We start from the raw sequence: 19,722 nt of genomic DNA on the forward strand, positions 1-19,722 counted from the left end.
CTAGGCGGTGACCTTCGTCATCTGCAGCAGGCCGTCACCGGCGGGGGACAGCGAGCTGATCACGGCACCGGAGGTCGACACCTCGGTGAGCAGCAGCCGGAAGTCGGTCGTCGCACGGTCCCGCTTCACCGGGTCGGCGACCCGACCGCGCCACAGTGCGTGCGGCACCAGGACGGTCCCCCCGAGTCGCGCGAGCCGCAGCCCGTGCTCGACGTACTCGATGACGTGCTCGGGGTCGGCGTCGACCAGGACGACGTCGTAGGACGCCTCGTTCATGCGGGGGAGCACCTGGTTGGCGCGACCCGGGATCAGCCGGACGCGCGACGGCGCGGTCCCGGCGGCGATGTAGGCGTCGCGGGCGTACTGCTGGTGGTCGACCTCGATGTCGATGGTGGTGAGGGTGGCCTTCGGGGCGCCGCCGAGGAGGTACAGCCCGGAGACCCCGAGGCCGGTGCCGATCTCGATGATGCCGGTCGCTCGGGATGCTGCCGCGATGACACTCATCTGCGCGCCGATCGACGGGGCGACTGCTTCGACACCGAGCTCGAGCGAGTGCTCGCGGGCACGGGCGATCACTTCGGACTCGGAGACGATGTCCTCCGCGAACTTCCAGTTCGACTCTTTCTCTGACACGCACACTCCTCGAACGACAACTCTAGGGTGCAGTTCGGCCGGTTCGGGTTAGGCTCGCTCGTGTGAACATCCCGCTCGACAAGATCCTGATCATCGGGATCATTGCCGTGCTCTTGCTCGGGCCGCAGCGTCTGCCGATGTACGCGCAGAAGCTCGCCGAGTTCGTCAAGGCGGTCCGACGGTTCGCGGACACCGCCAAGGACCGCATGCGCGAGGAGATGGGGCCGGACTTCGACGACGTCGACTGGCAGAAGCTCGACCCGCGCCAGTACGACCCGCGCCGCATCATCCGCGACGCGCTCCTCGACTCCGGCACCGGCACTGCTGCTGCCGCCGCGCCGCAGGTGACCGCCACGAAGGTGCGTGCGCCGGCACCGATCGTGCCGCTCGCCGCCGGCGAGAAGGCACCGTACGACGGCGAAGCGACCTGACGCCCGATTTCTCGCCAGACACCGTCGCCCGGGCCGTGGTGCGTTCCGACCCATCCCGCCCGCAATGGAAAGCCGAATCGCCCGTAGGTGGCCCGGATGATCGGCCTCCTACGCGCGATTCGGCTTCCTCCGCGCGGTTCGACCCGCTACTTCAGGTCGGCGAGGAAGCGGTCGGTCCAGGCGAGGGCCGCCGACCCCGTCACGGAGTTGCACGTCGCGGACGCGGTGCTCGTCGGCGTCGCGCAAGGGGTGTCGCGGTCGAGGGACCAGGTGTGCACCCCTGCGAGCCCGTGCGACTTCGCGTACGACGACACCGTGTCGACGTCGGCGAGCGTGAAGACCTCGTCCGAGGCGTCGTTCACCCCGAGCATCGGCGTGACCTCGATCTTCGACGATGCGATTCCGTACGTGTGCTGCAGGTTCGTCACGGCCTGGATGGTGGACTGCCCCATCTCGCAGGTCGATCCGACGATGACGCAGTTCGCCGTGGTGGCCCGGCCGAAGTCCATCGTCATGAGGTTGACCGTGTAGTTCGTCAGGCTGGACGCCTTGATCGCCTTCACGGTGGCGTCACCCGTGCTGTTGAGTCCGCCGTACGATCCGTCGGATGCGGCCAGGGTCGCGAGGGTGAACGAGAAGCGCAGGCCCGGGTACTTCGCCTGCGCGAGCGCCGCGGCGTTCACGAGGTTCTGGACGTCGGCTGCTGACTGCCCGCTCTCGATGTCGAAGTCGACGCCGATCATGTGCGGGGACGCGTACCGGGCGATGAAGCTCTGGAGCGCAGTGCCTGAACACTTGAACGACCCGGCCGCTCCACCGGTGCTGACGATGTAGTTCACGCCGGCGGCGTCGAGCTTCGGGATGTTGGCGCTCGCGAACGCGTCGGCGGCGACCCCGCCCCAGTTCTCGCTGCCGCAGGTGCCGGTCGCGAACGCGAGGGTGATCGCCTTGAGGCCGGGCTCTCTGGTCGAGACCAGGCTGTTCGAGCTCCCGACGACCGGGATGCGCGTCCCCGTGACCGCGGTGTTCATCACGTTCGTGTTCCAGTCGAGGTTCACGGTGACGTCCTTGTAGGGGCTGAAGACCAGTCCGCTGGCGGTGCCGGTGCTGCCGTTCCCGGGGTTCGTCGTGCCGCCGCCGCCCGTGCCGCCGCCGGGCGTGGTGGTCCCGCCCGTGCAGGCCCCCGTCGAGGTCCACGGCTGCCCGCTGCCCGTCGCGCCCGAGTGGGTCGCGGGGTCGTCGCCCTGCGTCCACCAGTTCGCGGTGTAGTTCGTGCCGTTCTCGCTGACCGTCTGCCCGCCGCTGTAGGCGGTGCCCGACGCCCACGCGGTCGCGCAGCTCGTCGCGGCGGTGGCGGCCGTGGCCGGTACGGCTGCGAGCGTTCCCCCTGCGAGCGCTGCTGCCACGGCGCCGATGACGCCGATCCGGATCCTGGTGGTCCTGTTCACCTGGGTTCTCCAATGCTTCGGCCGACGTCGTCGTCAGCACGGTGGAGCTCCTGCACCCTGAATACGCAGGAGCATTGTGGAATACCCCTGCATATTGCTCTCGGCAACAGGTGTGCGTCCATGAGGAGACGTACAGGAAGCGTGAACCGGAGTGTGGTGCCGGTCAGGAGAGGGACAGCCCGAGCTTCCGGCCGGACAGTCCACGGCCCATCGTGGCGACCCGGTCCGCGATCGCGGTCAGGGCGACCGCGGCGACGTCCTCCGGTGCGCCGAGGACCACCGGGACGCCGGCGTCGCCGCCCTCGCGGAGCGGGACGGAGAGCGGCACGCTGCCGAGCACCGGCACGGGGGAGTCCTGCCCTCGAGACAGGCGGGCTGCGGTCTCGGCGCCGCCGCCCTCACCGAACAGGTGCAGCACGGAGCCGTCGGGCTGGACGAGGCCCGCCATGTTCTCGACGACGCCGACCACACGCTGGCCGGTCTGTCGCGCGACGACGCCGCTGCGTTCGGCGACGTCCGCCGCCGCTGCCTGGGGTGTGGTGACGACGAGGACCTCGGCGTGGGGGAGCAGCTGGCCGACCGAGATCGCGACGTCCCCGGTGCCTGGCGGCATGTCGAGCAGGAGCACGTCGAGGTCGCCGAACCACACGTCGGACAGGAACTGGTTCACCGTGCGGTGCAGCATCGGGCCTCGCCAGGACACCGCGGTGGAGGGATCGTCGACGAACATGCCGATGGAGATCACCTTCACGTCGTGCGCGACCGGCGGCAGGATCATGCTGTCGACCCGGGTCGGACGGGGTGCGACTCCGCGCTCGTCCGTGAGGCCCATCAGCCCCGGGACGCTGAACCCGTGCACGTCGACGTCGACGATGCCCACCCGGAGGCCGCGACGGGCGAGCGCGACCGCCAGGTTCACCGTGACGGTGGACTTCCCGACGCCGCCCTTGCCGCTCGTCACGGCGATCACCCGCGTCAGCGAGTCCGCGGTGAACTGCACGCCCTGTGGACGTCCCTCGCGGAGGCGTTCGGTGAGTGCCTTCCGGACCGCTGGGTCCATCACCGAGACGTCCACGTCCACGTGCTGCACGCCGTCCACGGAACCGGCGGCCGACCGGACGTCGCGCTCGATCGTGTCGGCGGCCGGGCACCCGACGATCGTGAGCTGCAGGTCGACGCGCACCGAGCCTCCTGGCTGGACGTCGACACCATGGATCATGTCGAGCTCCGTGACGGGCCGTCGGATCTCGGGGTCGATGACGCGGCCGAGCGCAGCGAGGACCGCGGCGCCGAGCTGTTCGTCGGTGGCCTCAGCCACGGGTGGTGCTGCCGGGCTCGTCGGCGAAGCCGGCGTCGTCCGCGTCACGCCGGTCGAGCTCCTCGAGCAGCGATCGGAGCTCGGCGCGGATGAAGTCCTTCGACGCCATGTCCCGCATCGCCAGGCGGAGTGCGACGACCTCGCGGGCGAGGTACTCGGTGTCGGCGAGGTTCCGCTCCGCGCGCTGCCGGTCCTGTTCGAACTGGACGCGGTCGCGGTCGTCCTGCCGGTTCTGCGCGAGCAGGATCAGGGGTGCCGCGTAGGACGCCTGCAGGGAGAGCACCAGGGTCAGCGCGGTGAACCCGATCGCCGCGGAGTCGAACTGCCACGGCTTCGGCGTGAGGGTGTTCCACCCCATCCACACGACGCAGAAGAGCGTCAGGCCGACGAGGAACCAGGGGGTGCCCATCGCTCGTGCGATGCCCTCGGTCGCACGGCCGAACGCGTCTCCGCGGCCGGAGCGGCGCCGGGTCGGCAGGACACTCGTCCGCATGCCCTTCGGGGAGTCGAGTCGGCCATCCGGACGCTGCTCGCGCCGGTTCTCATCCGTTCGTGCCACGTGCGGTCCTCCTTCCGGTGCTCACGGGGGGCCTGCGGGTCTTCGTCCGGGGGCGGGCGGGTTCGCCGTCCCCCTGACTCCGCCAGTCGTCCGGCAGGACGTGGTCGAGCACGTCGTCGATCGTCACCACCCCGACCAGGCGGTGGGCGTCGTCGACCACGGGGACGGACACGAGGTTGTAGGTCGCCATCACACGCGTCACCTCGGCGGCGCTGGCGTCGACCCGGACCGGCTCGGTCTGCTGGTCGATCAGCGTGCCGAGTCGCTCGTTCGGCGGGTAGCGCAGCATCCGCTGGAAGTGCACGAGCCCGAGGAACCGGCCGGTCGGCGGCTCGTACGGCGGCAGGGTCACGCAGACGCTCGCGCCGAGCGCCGGCGCGAGTTCGTGCCGGCGGATGAGTGCGAGTCCCTCGGCCACGGTGGCGTCCGCGGAGACGATCACGGGCTCGGTGGTCATCAGGCCACCAGCGGTGTCCGGCTCGTACTCGAGGAGCATGCGGACGTCCTGCGCCTCCTCCGGCTCCATGAGCTGCAGGAGCGCCTCGCTCCGCTCGTCGGAGAGCTCGGCGAGGAGGTCGGCGGCGTCGTCCGGCTGCATCTGGTCGAGGACGTCGGCTGCGCGCGCGTCCTGGAGCGAGGACAGGATCTCGACCCGTTCCTGGTCGGGCATCTCCTCGAGCACGTCGGCGAGACGGTCGTCGGGGAGCTCCTCGGCGACCTCGAGGCGCCGCTCGACGGGCAGGTCGAGCAGCGTCGAGGCGAGGTCCGCCGGCACCAGGTCGGAGTACGCGGCGATGACGTGCTCGGCGGACTGCGACTCACCGGGGAGCTCGTCCTCGGTGACCTCGTTCCACGTGGCGAACGTCGTCGGCCCCTTGCCGAACGGGGACGGCGTGGTCTTCGGCTTGCGGAGGAAGAGCTGCGACACCTCCCAGTCGCCCTGGCCCCGGTCCTCGATCGCGATGTCCTCGATCGTGGCGCGGATGCGGTCCTTCGTGATGAGGACCTTGCGCCCGAGCATCTCGGCGATCACCCGGACCTCACCGCCGCGCTGTTCGAAGCGGCGCATGTTCACGAGGCCCGTCGTGATGACCTGCCCGGCACCGATCGACGTGATCCGGCCGACCGAGACGAAGATGCGGCGCTTGCCGGGGACCTCGACGATCAACCCGACGACGTGCGGGGGGTCGGCCCGGCGGTAGACCACCAGGACGTCCCGGACCTTGCCGACGCGATCGCCGGCGGGGTCGAAGACGGAGCACCCGGCGAGGCGGGCGACGAATACCTTCGAGGCGCTCACCCCGCCAGCGTAGCCGGTCACCCGTCCGTTCCCTGGCCGTCCGTCCTGGTCGTTCCCTGGTGGTTCTCGTGCGATTGCAAGGACGACGGTGGAAGATGACTGTGTGAGCACTCAGAGCCCCTTCCGCGGTCGTACGGCGCAGGCGTTCCCCACGCTGCCCCGCGGGGACGTCCTCGGCACCTTCGACAGCTACCCGGACGCACAGGCGGTGGTCGCGAAGCTCGCCGAGTCGGAGTTCCCGGTGAACAAGCTCTCGATCGTCGGCAACGACCTCAAGACCGTCGAGCGGGTCACCGGCAAGATGACCTACGGGCGCGCGGCGCTTGCGGGCGCCTTGTCGGGCCTGTGGCTCGGCTTCTTCTTCGGCATCGTGCTGACGCTGTTCTCGCCGACCGCCGGCGGCCTCATCTTCGCCGCCGCGATCATCGGCGCCGCGTTCGGGATGCTCTACGGCATCGTCTCGTTCGCCATCACGAAGCGGCAGCGGGACTTCACGAGCGTGCACCAGGTGCTCGCCACGAACTACCAGATCATCGTCGACCCGCAGCTCGTCGGGCAGGCGCAGCGCATCCTCGGGCAGTTCGGCGCGACGCCGCACGCCGCGTGGAACCCCGGGCAGCCGGGCAGTGGCGCCGGTGCGCCGTTCCAGGGGCAGTCTGGGCAGCCTGGACAGCCTCCTCGCCAGGAGCCGTGGCGTCCCGGTCCGCCGACGGGGTCGCCGTACGGTGGGCAGTCCACGCCGCACAGCCAGTCCGGTCAGCCGGGCTCGTCGGCCCAGCCGGGTTCGGCGGGCCAGCCGGGTTCGTCAGGGCAGCCCGGGCAGCCGTTCGGTCAGCCTGGAGGCCCGCGGCAGCCCGGCGCGTCGGCACCGGTCCCCGGTGCGCAGCCGCGCTACGGCACCAACGACGGTCCGCGGTACGGCGAGACCCCGGAGACGGCTCCGCAGCAGCCGGCCGCGCCGACCGCCGCTCCGGCACCTCGTGCGGATGAGCCGCCGCGGTACGGGGAGCGCGTCCCCGGTGCGACGCCGCCCGCGCGCGCTGACTCTGCTCCCGAGGATCCGGACGCTCCCGCACCGTCCGGCTCGGCTCCGTCGGCTGACGACGACCGGAGCTGACCCCCGGGCCCCTCACCGCACGAGCCCGCCCGGATCGCTGGGGGCTGACGCCCGACTGGTCGCAACGCCCCGTTCGCGTTCGTCGAGTGGTCACGACCTGTCGTCCGAACGCCTCCGAACCGCCCGATCGTGACCGGTGAGCGTCGCGCCGACGGGGTGTTGTGACCGCTCGCGATCGCGGTGAACCTCCGTGCCCGAACGCCGGCGCGCGTGCGGCCGGTGGCGCGGGTGAGCCGCGCGCGAGCATGGGCGTGGGCGTGGGCGTGGGCGTGGGCGGCTACAGGACCTTGGAGTAGCAGGCCGACAGCGGGGCGCCGACGTACGGGCCGAAGTTCGCGATGCGGCTGAAGCCCTCGCGCTCGTAGAACCGGATCGCACGCTTCTGCTCCGTGCCCGTCTCGAGCACGAGTGCGGGGGAGCCGAGGTCGAGCGCTGCCTCCTCGAGGCGTCGGAGGATCCCCGTCGCCGCCCCGGTTCCGCGGGACTCGCGACGGACGTACATGCGCTTGATCTCGGTCACCCCGTCGGCCACGAGCCGGAGCCCGCCGCACCCGATCGGCGTGCCGTCCTCGTCTCGCGCCACGAAGAACACCGCGATCGACTCGGCAGTGGGCTTGTCACCGGGCTCGGTGTCACCGCCGTACGTGCTGTCGATCTCGATGCGTTGGGCAGCACGCAGCCGCTGGGCGTCGGGCGAGTCGAAGTGCTCGACGTCGATCGTGATGCTCTGCGAGGAAGCTTCGGGTGTCGTCACCCGCTCAGGCTAGCGCCCGGTGCGGGCGATCCACCCCTCCACTTCCGAGGGGGTCCTGGGGATGCCGATCGACAGGTTCTCGGCGCCGTCGGCGGTCACGAGGATGTCGTCCTCGATGCGGACACCGATGCCGCGGAACTCCTCCGGCACCGTCAGGTCGTCCTGCTGGAAGTACAGGCCGGGCTCGATCGTGAAGACCATGCCGGGCTCGATGATGCCGTCGATGTACATCTCACGACGGGCCTTCGCACAGTCGTGCACGTCGAGGCCGAGGTGGTGGCTGGTGCCGTGCACCATGTACCGGCGGTGGAACTGGTTGTCCGGCTGCAGTGATTCCTCGGCCGAGACGGGCAGGAAGCCCCACTCGGCGGTCTTGCGCGCGATGACCTCCATCGCCGTCGCGTGCACCTGACGGAACGTGATGCCGGGCTTCACGATGGCGAACGCAGCGTCAGCGGCCTCGAGCACGGCTTCGTAGACCAGACGCTGCACGGACGTGAACGTGCCGCTGACCGGCAGCGTGCGCGTGATGTCCGCGGTGTAGAACGAGTCCACCTCGACGCCGGCGTCGATGAGGATGAGGTCACCGGGCTGCACGGCGCCGTCGTTGCGGGTCCAGTGCAGGATGCAGGCGTGGTGGCCGGACGCCGCGATGGTGTCGTACCCGACCGTGTTGCCGTCGGCGCGGGCACGGCGGTTGAACGTGCCCTCGACGATGCGCTCGCCCCTGGGGTGTGCGAGGACCGCGTCGAAGTCGGCGATCACGTCGGCGAACCCGCGCTGGGTCGCGTCGACGGCCTTGCGGAGCTCGTTGACCTCGTACGGGTCCTTGACGAGGCGGAGTTCGGAGAGGTCTCGGGCGAGCACGTCGTCCGTCGCCGCGACGTCGTCGGTCGCGGCAGCGCCACCGACCGCGGAGCCGAGGCGCTCGTCGAGGGAGCGCGTGAACTCGGTGTCGGCGTCCCGGACGACGAGCACCGAGGCGTCGAGGGTGTCCTGCACCCCGGAGAACTCACCGAGGTCGGCCGTGGCGATGCCCAGGTCGGCGGCGACCTCGTCCAGCGAGGGGCGCGGACCGACCCAGAACTCGCCGATCTCCGGGTTCGCGTAGAACTCCTCGGAGTCGCGTCCAGCGGTCGAGCGGAAGTAGAGCGTGGCGTCGTGCCCGGAGCCGTTCGGCGTCATCACGAGCACGGAGCCGACGACGGTGTCGGTGCCCCAGCCGGTCAGGTGTGCGAACGCGGAGTGCGGGCGGAACGGGTAGTCGCAGTCGTTCGAGCGGACCTTCGCGGTGCCGGCGGGGACCACGATCGTCCGACCCGGGTGGAGCTCGGAGATGCGGGCCCGACGGGCGGCGGCGAAAGCAGCCTGCTCACGTGCTGCTGGCACGGGGCGGTCGCGCTCGGCCCACTGGGACCCGATGAAGTCCTTGAAGGTCGAGGAGCCGGGGGTGGTGGAGCGGTTGCTCGTTGCGCGGGGAGTCGTGTCGGCCATGCCCCCATCATCGCACCGCGCTCGACGCCCGGTCTGTGTGCCTGCTCACCTGTGGATACGATTGGCGCGTGCCCGACCCGTTCATCGACCTGCACGCGCACTCGAGTGTCTCCGACGGCACCGAGCCGCCCGCCGACCTCGTCCGGGCAGCGGCGGCCGCCGGACTGGACGCCGTCGCGCTGACCGACCACGACACCACCGCGGGATGGGCGGACGCCGCTGACGCCGCTCGCGAGCTCCCGCTGACGCTGGTCCCGGGCCTCGAGCTGAGCACGCGCATCGGCTACCGGAGCGTGCACGTCCTCGGCTACCTCGTCGACCCCGACGACGCAGCCCTGTCGGCCGAGACCGAGCGCATCCGTGACGGCCGGTTGTCCCGAGCGCACCGCATGGTCGACCGCATCGGCGAGGACCACCCGATCACCTGGCGGGACGTCCTCGCACAGGCGAGCCCCGGTGCGACGATCGGCCGGCCGCACATCGCCGACGCCCTCGTCGCCCGAGGGCTCGAACCCGACCGCAGCGCGGCGTTCCGCGGGATCCTGCACCCGGCCTCCGGGTACTACGAACCGCACGACGCCCCGACACCGCTCCGTGGCGTCGAACTCATCCGTGCCGCCGGGGGCGTCCCCGTGATCGCGCACCCGGCAGCGACCTCGCGCGGGATCGTCATCGACGAGGCGGGCCTCCGCGAGCTCGTCGACGCGGGGCTCGGCGGACTCGAGGTCGACCACCGCGAGAACCTCGCCCACGGCAAGCGCACCCTGCTCGAGTGGGCGGACCGTTACGGCCTGTTCGTCACCGGCTCGAGCGACTACCACGGCACCGGGAAGCCGAACCGTCTCGGCGAGCACCGCACGTCACGCCGCGCCTTCGACGAGATCCTCTCGCAGGCGACGGGGTCGGCCCCGGTGGTCGGCCCGGGTTCGCGCCTGCCCTGACCCGCGAAGGCGACACATCCCGCCTCGGGCGTTCTGTCCCCTCCGCGAAAGCGACTGATCGCCGCGAACGGCTGGACGCACGCTGTCGCTTTCGCGAGGAGGGCCCGGCCGAACAGCGCCCGGACGCCGAAGGGCCCGTCGCGTCAGCGACGGGCCCTTCGGACTGGAGGCGCTACTCGCCGTCCGACGCCGGCTGCGGTGCCGAGGCGGTCGCCTCGCCACCCGTGCCGGCCCCGCGACGACGGCGACGCCGACGGCGCTTCGGTGCCGAACCGTCACCTTCGGCGGCGTCCGGACCCGTGCTCTCGGCCGTGGGGGCGGAGTCCGCAGCCGATGCTGCCGGGCGATCCGAGCCTCCTGTCCGGGTGCGGCGACGCGGACGCGACTCGCTCGAGTCGGAGGAGTCACCGGAACGACGCGGCGGCCGTGACCCGGTGCGTTCCGCGGTGCCCGCCGTGGCGGCGTGGGACGACGAGCCGGGGAGCCGGCCCTTCGTGCCCTGCGGGATGTCGAGGTCCTCGAACAGGTGCGGCGAGGACGAGTAGGTCTCGACGGGCTCGGGGATGCCGAACTCGAGGGCCTTGTCGATGAGCGTCCACTTGTGCAGGTCGTCCCAGTCGACGAACGTGACCGCGATGCCGGTCTTGCCCGCGCGACCGGTGCGGCCGGCGCGGTGCAGGTACGTGTCCGGGTCGTCCGGGATCGTGTGGTTGATCACGTGCGTGACGTCGTCGACGTCGATGCCGCGGGCCGCCACGTCGGTGGCGATGAGCACGTCGCGCTTGCCGGCCTTGAAGGCGGCCATCGCACGTTCGCGCTGCTCCTGGTTGAGGTCGCCGTGCACCGCTGCGGCGTTGAAGCCGCGGTCCTTGAGTTCCTCGACCAGCTTCGCCGCCGCACGCTTGGTCCGGGTGAAGATCACGGTCTTGCCGCGGCCGTTCGCCTGCAGGATGCGGGCGATGACCTCGTCCTTGTCGAGCGAGTGCGCGCGGTAGATGACGTGCTTGATGTTGGCCTGCATGAGGCCCTCGTCCGGGTCCGTCGCGCGGATGTGCACCGGACGCGTCATGAACCGGCGGGCCAGGGCCACGATCGGCGCCGGCATCGTGGCCGAGAACAGCATCGTGTGGCGCACGGCGGGCACGGCCTGGAAGATCCGCTCGATGTCCGAGAGGAACCCGAGGTCGAGCATGCGGTCGGCTTCGTCGAGCACGACCTCCTGCACGTGGGAGAGGTCGAGCAGACGCTGCCGGTGCAGGTCGATGAGGCGCCCAGGGGTGCCCACCACGATCTGCGCGCCGGCCTTGAGCTGCTCGACCTGGCCCTCGTACGCCTTGCCGCCGTAGATCGAGACGATCGTGGTCGGGCGGTTCGACGACGCGAGTTCGAGGTCCTCGGTCACCTGCACCGCGAGTTCGCGGGTCGGGACGACGACGAGCGCCTTGACGCCGTGCGCGGGGTCTGCGCCGAGGCGCTGGATGAGCGGCAGGCCGAAGCCGAGGGTCTTGCCGGTACCCGTCTTCGCCTGGCCGATGATGTCCTGGCCGGTGAGGCCGAGGGGGATGGTCTGTTCCTGGATCGGGAAGGGCTCGATGATGCCCTTGCCGGCCAGCGCATCGACGATGTCCTGGTCGATGTTGAGGTCTGAGAAAGTCAAGAAGGTCACCCTGTCCTATCGGGGAGTCCGAGCCAGTCTACCGGGGTGCGAGGTGCGCGCCGTCGCGGCCCCTATGCTGGTCGCGTGGTGTCGTGGTGGAATCGGAAGCGCGCGGCGCAGCTCGCAGCACAGTGGCTCGCGTCGCGGAACCCGAAGAACGCCGCCCAGACGGAGCGCCTGCAGCTCGACGACGTCAGCCCCGAGCTCGACGTGTACCTCGGGCAGGCGGCCTACCTCCAGCTCTCGCTGTACGAGACGATGGGCCGTGCAGGGGCCGGCGCTCCCACGCTGTCCGGTCGCCTGGTGACCGGTGTCCTGGCGACGACCGCGCTCGAACGGCACCGGTCGATCGTGGCCGAGATCGAACGCCTCGGCGAGGACCCCGCCGAGCTGATGGCACCGCACCGCGCCGCGATCGACGTGTTCCTGGAGCGGACGAGCGGCGCCGACTGGTACGAGTCGATGCTCACCGGCTACGTCACCGCCGGGATCCTCAACGACCTGTTCGCGAACCTGCTGCGCTCGCTCCCGAACGACGTCCGGCAGCGGCTCGGCTCGGTGTTCGACGCGCGGGAAGAGCCCGCCGTGGTCGAGGAACTCAGCGCGCGGATCGACGAGGAGCCGCAGGTGGCCTCGCGGCTCGCGATGTGGGGCCGGCGGCTCGTGGGCGACACGCTCCTGGTCGCGCGGTCAGCGCTCGCATCGCACGCCAGGCAGGACCAGTCCCGGCTCGAGCCGGTGTGGACCGAGCTGATCGCGGCGCACACCAGGCGGATGGACGCGCTCGGCCTGACGGCCTGACGACGGACAGGAGGCTCGTGGCGACGCCGCCACGAGCCTCCTGTCCGATGGTCGGTCGCCTCGTTCTTGCCGGCTGTCTCAGGCGCCGCGCGCCTTGACCTGCTCGTAGAAGGCGGTGTCCTTGGCCGTCCGGTTGCGGCCGAGCAGCCACTCCACGACGAGGGCGACGACACCGGCACCGACGAGGGCGACGACCCAGATCCAGGTGGCGTCGTACTGCCAGCCGGCCCAGGTGAGCGCTTCCCACAGGACGGCGGCCGTGATGCCGCCGACCGCGGGGCCGAGCAGCTGTCCGCGCGTCGAGTGCCAGGGCAGGATCACGTGCGCGATAGCGCCGCATATGATGCCGCCGAGGACGGCGAAGAGGAGCTCCACGCGTCAGCTCAGGCGACGAAGCCGATGCGTCGGGCCTCTTCGGCACCGAACTCGACGTAGGCGAGGGCGACCGCGGGGACGATGAACTTGCGGCCCTTGTCGTCCTGCAGCGTCAGGTGCGTCGCGTCGGAGGACAGCGCGTCCGCGACGGCCTGCTCGATCTCCTCAGCGGTCTGCTTCGTCTCGAAGGCGATCTCGCGCGGGCTGTTGATGATGCCGATCTTGATGTCCACGTGCTCACCATATCCGAGGGGTCCGCGCCGGTCCGGTGCGTTCGCCGCGGGCGCACGGGGTGGGGACGGGGCGATGTCGGTCGCGGTCGGTACCGTACGAGCGTGCCGCAGACCACGCTGACACCAGCACCCGCTCCCGAGCAGGTGTCGCGCGCGCTCGTGGCGGACCCGGCACAGGCGGCGGTCCTCGCCCTGCCGGACGACGTGCACGCCGCGGTGATCGGCGCACCGGGTACCGGCAAGACCTCGACGCTCGCGCGGCTCGTCGCAGCTCGGCTGCGGCGTCCGGACGCGATCGCCGATGGTCACGCCACCGTGCTCGCCCTGACCTCCTCGCGCACGGCGGCGACCGCGCTCCGCGACCACCTCGCCGTCACCGTCGAACGCGTCACCCCCGGCGCGCTCGCACGGACCGTGAACTCCCTCGCCTTCCAGATCGTCGCGCACGCCGCAGCCGTCCAGGGGCAGCCGGCGCCGACGCTGCTGACCGGTGGGGAGCAGGACCGCATCCTCGGCGACCTCCTCGCCGGGCACGAGACCGACGGCACCGGGCCGGCGTGGCCGGAGCCCATCACGGCGGTCGTCCGGGAGCGCGCGGGGTTCCGCACGGCGCTCCGTGACGTGATGATGCGCGCCGTCGCCGCCGGTGTCGAACCCGACGACATGCGCGAGCTCGGTGACGACCACGGCCGTCCCGAGTGGCGTGCGGTGGGCGACCTGGTCGACGAGTACCGCGCGGCGGTCACCGCGTTCCGTGCGACGAGTCTCGACGCGGCCGAACTCGTCGCGTTCGCCACCGCCGCGGTGCTCCGCGGTGAACTCCCACCCGCCGTCGCGGCGCTCCGGCTCCTGGTGGTCGACGACACCCAGGAACTCGTCGAGGGCGAGATCGCCCTGCTCGGGGCCCTGGCGCGCTCCGGTGTGCAGGTCGTCGCGTTCGGAGATCCCGACATCGCGGCATCGGCGTTCCGCGGCGCCGAGCCCGACGTCCTCGGCCGGCTCGCACCGCGGCTCGGCGTCGACCGCGTCCAGGAGATCGTCCTCGGTACGGTGCACCGCCACCCCGCGCCCATCCGTGCGCTCGTCTCTGCCATCACCGGGCGTGTCGGTGCCGCCGCCGCGGGGCGTCAGCGCACGGCCGTCGCCGCGGACACGGACGCGCGCGCCGACTCCGTGCTGCACCTCGACGCCGGCAGTCGATCGGCGCTCGTCGTCGCGATCGCCAGGCGGTTGCGTGAACACCACCTGCTCGACGGCGTCCCGTGGCACCGCATGGTCGTGGTCACGCGGAGCGGCGCGGCGATCCCCGAGCTCGTCCGCGCCCTCTCCGTCGCAGAGGTCCCGGCGACCGCCGGCGCTGCCCCGACGCGCCCACGGGACGACACCGCCGCGCGGTCCCTCATCGACGCGGCCGGTGTGTCGCTCGGTGTGCTGTCCCTCGACGCCACCCTCGCCACCGCGTTCGCGACCGGGCCGCTCGGTGGGCTCGACACGCTCGCGATGCGTCGGCTCCGGCTCGCGCTGCGCCGTGAAGAGCTCGCTGGTGGCGGCTCCCGGACCGCCGACGAGCTGCTCGTGGACGCGCTGGGGGCTCCTGAGCGCCTCGCAACCGTGGACGCTGCCTTCGCCCGACGCGCGACCCGACTCGCGCGCAGCCTCGTGCAGGCCAGAGCGGACGCCGACGCCGGTGCCAGCATCGAGGAGATCCTCTGGGGGCTCTGGGAGCGCAGCGGTCTCGCCGGGATCTGGGGCGGGCAGTCCCTCGCCGGCGGCGTCGGAGCGGCCGAGGCGGACCGGCACCTGGACGCCGTGGTCGGCCTGTTCACGGCCGCCAAGCGGTTCGTCGAGCGGACGCCGGACGCACCCGCCCGGGTGTTCGTCGACGACGTGCTCGGCGCCGACCTGGCCGAGGACAGCATCGGCCCGGATCGCACGGCCGGCCGGGTGCGCGTGCTGACACCGTCTGCGACGATCGGCCTCGAGACCGACGTCGTCGTGGTCCTCGGACTGCAGGACGGCGTGTGGCCGAACACCCGGGTGCGCGGCAGCCTGCTCGACCCGGACGGCCTGGTCCGCTCCGCCGCCGGGATCGACCACGCCCCCGTCGACGACCGTGCGGCCGTGATCGGGGACGAGCTGCGGCTGTTCGCGCGGGCGGTGTCCCGCGCGACCACCCAGGTCGTCATCGGGACGATCGCCAACGACGACGAAGCGCCGTCGCCGTTCGTCCGGCTCGTCCCCGTGCCGCCCGATCGGCAACCCACCGTGCACCCGCTGTCCCTCCGCGGCCTCGCCGGGTCGCTCCGGCGTCGGGTGGTCTCCACCGGGGACCACGAAGCGGCCTCCGCGTTGGCGCGCCTGGCGGCGGAAGACGTCCCCGGCGCGTCACCGGACGACTGGTACGGCACGGCGGAGGTCACCACAGACGACCCGCTCGTGGACCTCGACGTCGACCCGCAACCGGACCCCGTCAGCGGCGAACCCACCCCGCCGACGGTCAGCGTGTCCCCGTCCAGGATCGGCACCTTCGAGGAGTGCCCCGTGCACTGGTTCGTGCAGACGTTCGGCGGCGGGGCACCGAGCCCGGCGATGGGCATCGGCACCATCGTCCACGAAGCGATGGAGCACGCCACGGAGATCGACGTGGAGTCCCTCTGGCAGCGGGTGGACGCCCGCTGGGGTGAGCTCACCTTCGAGTCGCCGTGGATCGCCGACCGCGAGCGTGCCAGGACCCGCCGCATGATCGAGGGGCTGAGCGACTACCTGCGCACCTTCGCCGCCGCCGGTCGGCAGCTGCTCGGTGCGGAGACCTCGTTCGCGCTCGTCACCGGGCCGGCTCGGGTCCGCGGCAGCATCGACCGGATCGAGATCGACCCGGACGGCACCGTGAGCGTCGTCGACCTGAAGACCGGGCGGAGCATGCCGAGCGAGAAGAACGACATGCCGGAGCACCCGCAGCTCGGGGCCTACCAGCTCGCGGTGGAGGACGGCGCGGTCGACGGTGTGCCCGCCGGGTCGCCGATGGCCGATGCCCGACTCGTCTTCGTGCAGAACCCGAAGGGCGGGCACGCCTACTCGGAGCGCACGCAGCACGCCTTCGACGCCGATGACCGTGCCGCGTACCGGGAACGCCTGCACGCGGTGGCCCGCGGCATGGCCGGCCGGACCTTCGTCGCGAACGTGGACGACCACTGCGAGAAGGCGCGCACCGGTGTCGAGTGCCGGATCCACGTGGTGGGAGAGGTGACCTGGTGAGCACGACCGACATGACCGGCACGCCTGCCGCGACCGGCACGACCGGCGCGCCTGCTGCGCCCGGCACCACGGTCCGCCACGGCGCCGACGCCATCGCCGACGCGCTCGGGCGACCACGTCCGACCGAACAACAGCGCGCCGTCATCGAATCGCCGCTCGCTCCCGCCCTCGTCGTCGCGGGAGCAGGCAGCGGCAAGACCGAGACAATGGCGTCGCGCGTCGTCTGGCTGCTGGCGAACGGACACGTGCGGCCGGACGAGGTCCTCGGGTTGACGTTCACGCGCAAGGCCGCCGGCGAGCTGTCGATCCGCATCAACGACCGGATCGCCGCGCTGGAGTCCGCGGGGCTGATCACCCCGGGTGACGCCTTCGAAGCGCCGACCGTGTCCACCTACAACGCCTTCGCGAACAGCGTCTTCCGCGAGAACGCGCTGCTGGTCGGCCGCGACGGCGAGTCCCAGGTCCTCACCGAGCCGTCCGCGTGGCAGCTCGCGCGACGGGTCGTCGTCGCCGCGCGGGACGACCGACTCGCCGGGCTGGACCGGAACGTCGACACGATCACCGCCGCCGTGGTGGCGCTCGCCGGTGCCGCGTCCGAGCACCTCGTCGAACCCGAGCAGCTGCGCCGGTTCGCGATCGAGTTCACGGAGCTCCTCGAACTCCCCGGGAACCGCGGCAAGCCGTACGCAGCGATCACCGCCGCGGTCGCGTCGATCGGCGCACTCGAGCCGCTCGCCGACCTGGTCGAGGAGTTCCGTCGACAGAAGGTCGACCGCGGGTTCGTCGAGTTCTCGGACCAGATCGCGTTGGCGCTCGCCGCAGCCGAGGCCGCTCCGCGCGTCGTCACGGACCTCCGGCAGCGGTTCCGCGTCGTGCTGCTCGACGAGTACCAGGACACCTCCGTCGTGCAGACGCGGTTCCTCGCCAGGCTGTTCCGGGAGCACGCCGTCATGGCCGTCGGGGACCCGCACCAGTCGATCTACGGGTTCCGCGGCGCGAGTGCGGCGAACCTCGCCAGGTTCCCTCGTGACTTCGGCGGCGCCGGTGACCTCGCACCGCGGACGTTCGCGCTGTCGACGAGCTGGCGGAACCCGGTGGACGTGCTCGCCGGGGCGAACGCCGTGGTCTCCCCGCTGTCCGAGGCGTCCGACGTCGACGTCGAGCGGCTCTCCCCGCGTCCCGGCGCGGACTCCGGCGACGTCCGTGCCGTCTTCACCGAGACCCTGCCGGAAGAGGCCGACGCCGTCGCCGCCTGGTTCGAGGACCACCGGCGTCGCAACCCCAACGGGTCGATGGCGCTGCTGCTCCGTGCCCGCAAGGACCTCGCCGCCTTCACCGCGGCGCTCGGGCACCGGGGTGTGCCGTACCACGTGCTCGGCACCGGGGGGCTGTTGCAGCGTCCGGAGATCGTCGACCTCGTCGCGTGCCTGCGCGTGCTGCACGACCCGGCTGCCGGCAACGACCTGATCCGGCTGCTCGCCGGTGCCCGGTGGCGGGTGGGTGCTGCGGACATCGCTGCGCTGCACGGGCTGGCGCAGTGGCTGTTCAAGCGGGACCACACCCAGCAGCGCCTCGACGACGACGTCACCGCGGCGTTCCGGGCGTCCGTCGCGGTCGGCGAGCACGGCTCGGTCGTCGACGCACTCGACTTCGTCGCCGTCGCGCCGGACGACCACGGTGCGCTCGAGGGCATCACCGAGGCCGGGCGTGCACGCATGCGTCGGCTCGGACAGCAGCTCGCGATGCTCCGGTCCCGCGCAGGTGGGGACCTCGTCGACTTCGTCACACTCGTCGTGCAGGAGATGCACCTGGACATCGAGGTCGCCGCGCACGAGCAGGGGAGCGGCGCCTTCCTCGACGCCTTCGTGGACGAGCTGTCCGGGTTCGTCGCTATCGACGACCGTGCCGATCTCGGGGCGTTCCTCGGCTGGATCGACGCGGCTGCCCGTCGTGACGACATGGGACCGCGGTCCGAGGAACCCGAGTCCGGCACCGTGCAGATCCTGACGATCCACGGTTCGAAGGGGCTCGAGTGGGACGCCGTCGCGGTGCCCCGGTTGGTCGAGGGCGCACTGCCGGCCCGCCCGCAGGAGGGCTCGTCCGGTTGGATCGGCTTCGGGCGGCTGCCGTACGAGTTCCGGGGCGACGCCGACGAGCTGCCGCGTCTGGCGTGGCGGGGGCACGACTCCCAGAAGGACGTCACGGTCGCGATCGACGCGTTCAAGGACGAGGTGAAGTCGCGCAACGAGGACGAAGAGCGTCGCCTGACCTACGTGGCGCTGACCCGGTCGCGGCACGAGCTCCTGGTGTCCGGCTCGTTCTGGGCCGGCGGCGTGAAGCCGATGCAGCCCAGCCGGTACCTCGGGGACCTCGTCGAGGCGGGTGTGATCGACGGCGGCGCGATCCCCGAGACGACCGTGCACGACGAGAACCCCCTCGGCGACGCCGGCGCGACCCAGTCCTGGCCACACGTGCCGTTCGGCGCTCGCGCCGTCCGGGTCCAGGCTGCGGCCGACCGCGTCCGGAACGCGAACCCCGGTGCCGCCGGGCGGTTCGCCGCGGACATCGACCTGCTCCTCGCGGAACGTCGCGCGAGCCGCTCCGGCAAGCACCGCGTGGTGGTGCCGCACCGGGTGCCGGCGTCGGGGTTCAAGGACTACCTCACCGAGCCGGACGCTGTGGCCGAGCGGCTGCGCCGACCGATGCCGGAGCGGCCGTACCGTGCGACCCGTCTCGGCACGCTCTTCCACCAGTGGGTCGAACAGCGTGGGCGTGCCGGCGGTGCGCTCGAGACGCTCGACGCGTGGGACGACGAACTCGACATCGACCTCGACGAGTCCGCACCGGCAGACGCCGCGGTCAGCGACGACGACGCCCGACGGCTGGGGGAGTTCCAGGAGACCTTCGCCCGCTCACGGTGGGCCGGGCTCACCCCCGTCGAGGTGGAGCGCGAGATCCACATCCCGTTCCTCGGGCACAGCGTCGTCTGCAAGCTCGACGCCGTCTACGAGATCGACGGCCGGATCGAGGTCGTCGACTGGAAGACCGGGAAGGCGCCGTCGGGCGGGACCGACCTCGAACGGCGGCAGTTGCAGCTCGCGCTGTACCGCGTGGCGTACGCGGAGTTCACCGGGCGACCGGTGGACGAGATCGACGCGGTGTTCTACTTCGTGGCCGACGACCTCGAGGTCCGGCCGACCGAGCTCCTCGACCGCGCCGGGCTCGAGCGCGCCTGGACCGCGGCCGTCGGCTGACGCGACGGGGGGGGGGGGGGGGGCGGAGCCGCCCCGAGCCTCCCGGCCGCCCACTCCCGCTGACCGGTCGGGAATCGTCGTTGGGAGGCGCACCGGACGACGGAACGTGACCGCTCGGCGAACGTGAGCGGTGTGTTGTGACCGGTCGGAGC

Annotated in this window: 16 protein-coding genes; 6 read left to right on the plus strand and 10 right to left on the minus strand. The window is 71.8% G+C overall.

The window, feature by feature from the left end:
• Window positions 1-633: an O-methyltransferase gene (locus tag AAEP80_RS08105; RefSeq protein WP_281267208.1), complete on the minus strand. Its 633-nt coding sequence runs from the start codon at window positions 631-633 to the stop codon at window positions 1-3.
• 62 nt (window positions 634-695) lie between these two features.
• On the opposite strand from AAEP80_RS08105, the gene AAEP80_RS08110 reads away from it, so the two are divergent.
• Window positions 696-1,064 (plus strand): Sec-independent protein translocase TatB, encoded by a 369-nt coding sequence (locus tag AAEP80_RS08110; RefSeq protein WP_420366641.1) that lies wholly within the window; start codon window positions 696-698, stop codon window positions 1,062-1,064.
• A 146-nt stretch (window positions 1,065-1,210) separates the two neighbouring features.
• On the opposite strand, the gene AAEP80_RS08115 is transcribed toward AAEP80_RS08110, so the two are convergent.
• The 4 genes from AAEP80_RS08115 to AAEP80_RS08130 all read right to left on the minus strand — a co-directional run bounded on the left by AAEP80_RS08115 (window position 1,211) and on the right by AAEP80_RS08130 (window position 5,689).
• Complete coding sequence (locus AAEP80_RS08115; RefSeq protein ID WP_420366642.1) at window positions 1,211-2,512, minus strand: carbohydrate-binding protein; 1,302 nt, start codon at window positions 2,510-2,512, stop codon at window positions 1,211-1,213.
• Between the two features lie 163 nt (window positions 2,513-2,675).
• Entirely contained in the window at window positions 2,676-3,830 is a 1,155-nt protein-coding gene (locus AAEP80_RS08120) for an Mrp/NBP35 family ATP-binding protein (protein ID WP_420366643.1), read from the minus strand.
• Window positions 3,823-4,323: a DUF1003 domain-containing protein gene (locus tag AAEP80_RS08125; protein ID WP_402729348.1), complete on the minus strand. Its 501-nt coding sequence runs from the start codon at window positions 4,321-4,323 to the stop codon at window positions 3,823-3,825. Before AAEP80_RS08125 ends, AAEP80_RS08120 begins: the two co-directional genes overlap by 8 nt.
• Before the next feature lie 49 nt (window positions 4,324-4,372).
• Window positions 4,373-5,689 (minus strand): magnesium transporter MgtE N-terminal domain-containing protein, encoded by a 1,317-nt coding sequence (locus AAEP80_RS08130; protein WP_402729100.1) that lies wholly within the window; start codon window positions 5,687-5,689, stop codon window positions 4,373-4,375.
• 103 nt (window positions 5,690-5,792) lie between these two features.
• Between AAEP80_RS08130 and AAEP80_RS08135 the strand changes: the two genes are divergently transcribed.
• Window positions 5,793-6,806, plus strand: a complete 1,014-nt coding sequence (locus AAEP80_RS08135; RefSeq protein ID WP_420366644.1) for a general stress protein — start codon at window positions 5,793-5,795, stop codon at window positions 6,804-6,806.
• Between the two features lie 277 nt (window positions 6,807-7,083).
• On the opposite strand, the gene AAEP80_RS08140 is transcribed toward AAEP80_RS08135, so the two are convergent.
• Both AAEP80_RS08140 and AAEP80_RS08145 read right to left on the minus strand, forming a co-directional pair.
• Window positions 7,084-7,560: a GNAT family N-acetyltransferase gene (locus tag AAEP80_RS08140; RefSeq protein ID WP_420366645.1), complete on the minus strand. Its 477-nt coding sequence runs from the start codon at window positions 7,558-7,560 to the stop codon at window positions 7,084-7,086.
• A 9-nt stretch (window positions 7,561-7,569) separates the two neighbouring features.
• Complete coding sequence (locus tag AAEP80_RS08145) at window positions 7,570-9,054, minus strand: aminopeptidase P family protein (protein WP_420366646.1); 1,485 nt, start codon at window positions 9,052-9,054, stop codon at window positions 7,570-7,572.
• 68 nt (window positions 9,055-9,122) lie between these two features.
• Here AAEP80_RS08145 and AAEP80_RS08150 point away from each other — a divergent pair, with 68 nt between their 5' ends.
• Complete coding sequence (locus tag AAEP80_RS08150; protein ID WP_420366647.1) at window positions 9,123-9,995, plus strand: PHP domain-containing protein; 873 nt, start codon at window positions 9,123-9,125, stop codon at window positions 9,993-9,995.
• A gap of 172 nt (window positions 9,996-10,167) precedes the next feature.
• Here the strand turns inward: AAEP80_RS08150 and AAEP80_RS08155 are convergent, their stop codons facing one another.
• On the minus strand, window positions 10,168-11,652 hold the full coding sequence (locus tag AAEP80_RS08155) for a DEAD/DEAH box helicase (RefSeq protein WP_420366648.1): 1,485 nt from the start codon (window positions 11,650-11,652) through the stop codon (window positions 10,168-10,170).
• 87 nt (window positions 11,653-11,739) lie between these two features.
• Here AAEP80_RS08155 and AAEP80_RS08160 point away from each other — a divergent pair, with 87 nt between their 5' ends.
• Complete coding sequence (locus tag AAEP80_RS08160) at window positions 11,740-12,453, plus strand: ferritin-like fold-containing protein (RefSeq protein ID WP_420366649.1); 714 nt, start codon at window positions 11,740-11,742, stop codon at window positions 12,451-12,453.
• Between the two features lie 78 nt (window positions 12,454-12,531).
• Here the strand turns inward: AAEP80_RS08160 and AAEP80_RS08165 are convergent, their stop codons facing one another.
• Window positions 12,532-12,774, minus strand: a complete 243-nt coding sequence (locus AAEP80_RS08165) for a hypothetical protein (protein ID WP_420366650.1) — start codon at window positions 12,772-12,774, stop codon at window positions 12,532-12,534.
• A 62-nt stretch (window positions 12,775-12,836) separates the two neighbouring features.
• Entirely contained in the window at window positions 12,837-13,061 is a 225-nt protein-coding gene (locus AAEP80_RS08170) for a DUF3107 domain-containing protein (RefSeq protein WP_420366651.1), read from the minus strand.
• 102 nt (window positions 13,062-13,163) lie between these two features.
• Between AAEP80_RS08170 and AAEP80_RS08175 the strand changes: the two genes are divergently transcribed.
• Together AAEP80_RS08175 and AAEP80_RS08180 are read left to right on the plus strand one after the other, a co-directional pair.
• Entirely contained in the window at window positions 13,164-16,316 is a 3,153-nt protein-coding gene (locus AAEP80_RS08175; RefSeq protein WP_420366652.1) for a PD-(D/E)XK nuclease family protein, read from the plus strand.
• The gene (locus AAEP80_RS08180) at window positions 16,313-19,570 is read left to right on the plus strand and encodes a UvrD-helicase domain-containing protein (RefSeq protein WP_420366653.1); all 3,258 of its coding nucleotides are present in this window, start codon (window positions 16,313-16,315) and stop codon (window positions 19,568-19,570) included. The genes AAEP80_RS08175 and AAEP80_RS08180 overlap by 4 nt, the downstream gene beginning before the upstream one ends.
• The last annotated feature ends 152 nt before the right edge of the window (window positions 19,571-19,722 follow it).

It is taken from the genome of Curtobacterium sp. L3-7 (assembly GCF_048756585.1).
Lineage (GTDB): Bacteria > Actinomycetota > Actinomycetes > Actinomycetales > Microbacteriaceae > Curtobacterium.

Bases quoted from the DNA above. Each gene is read 5' to 3' on its own strand.
- AAEP80_RS08125 (WP_402729348.1), bottom strand. From the start codon at position 4,323: ATGCGGACGAGTGTCCTGCCGACCCGGCGCCGCTCCGGCCGCGGAGAC.
- AAEP80_RS08145 (WP_420366646.1), bottom strand. From the start codon at position 9,054: ATGGCCGACACGACTCCCCGCGCAACGAGCAACCGCTCCACCACCCCC.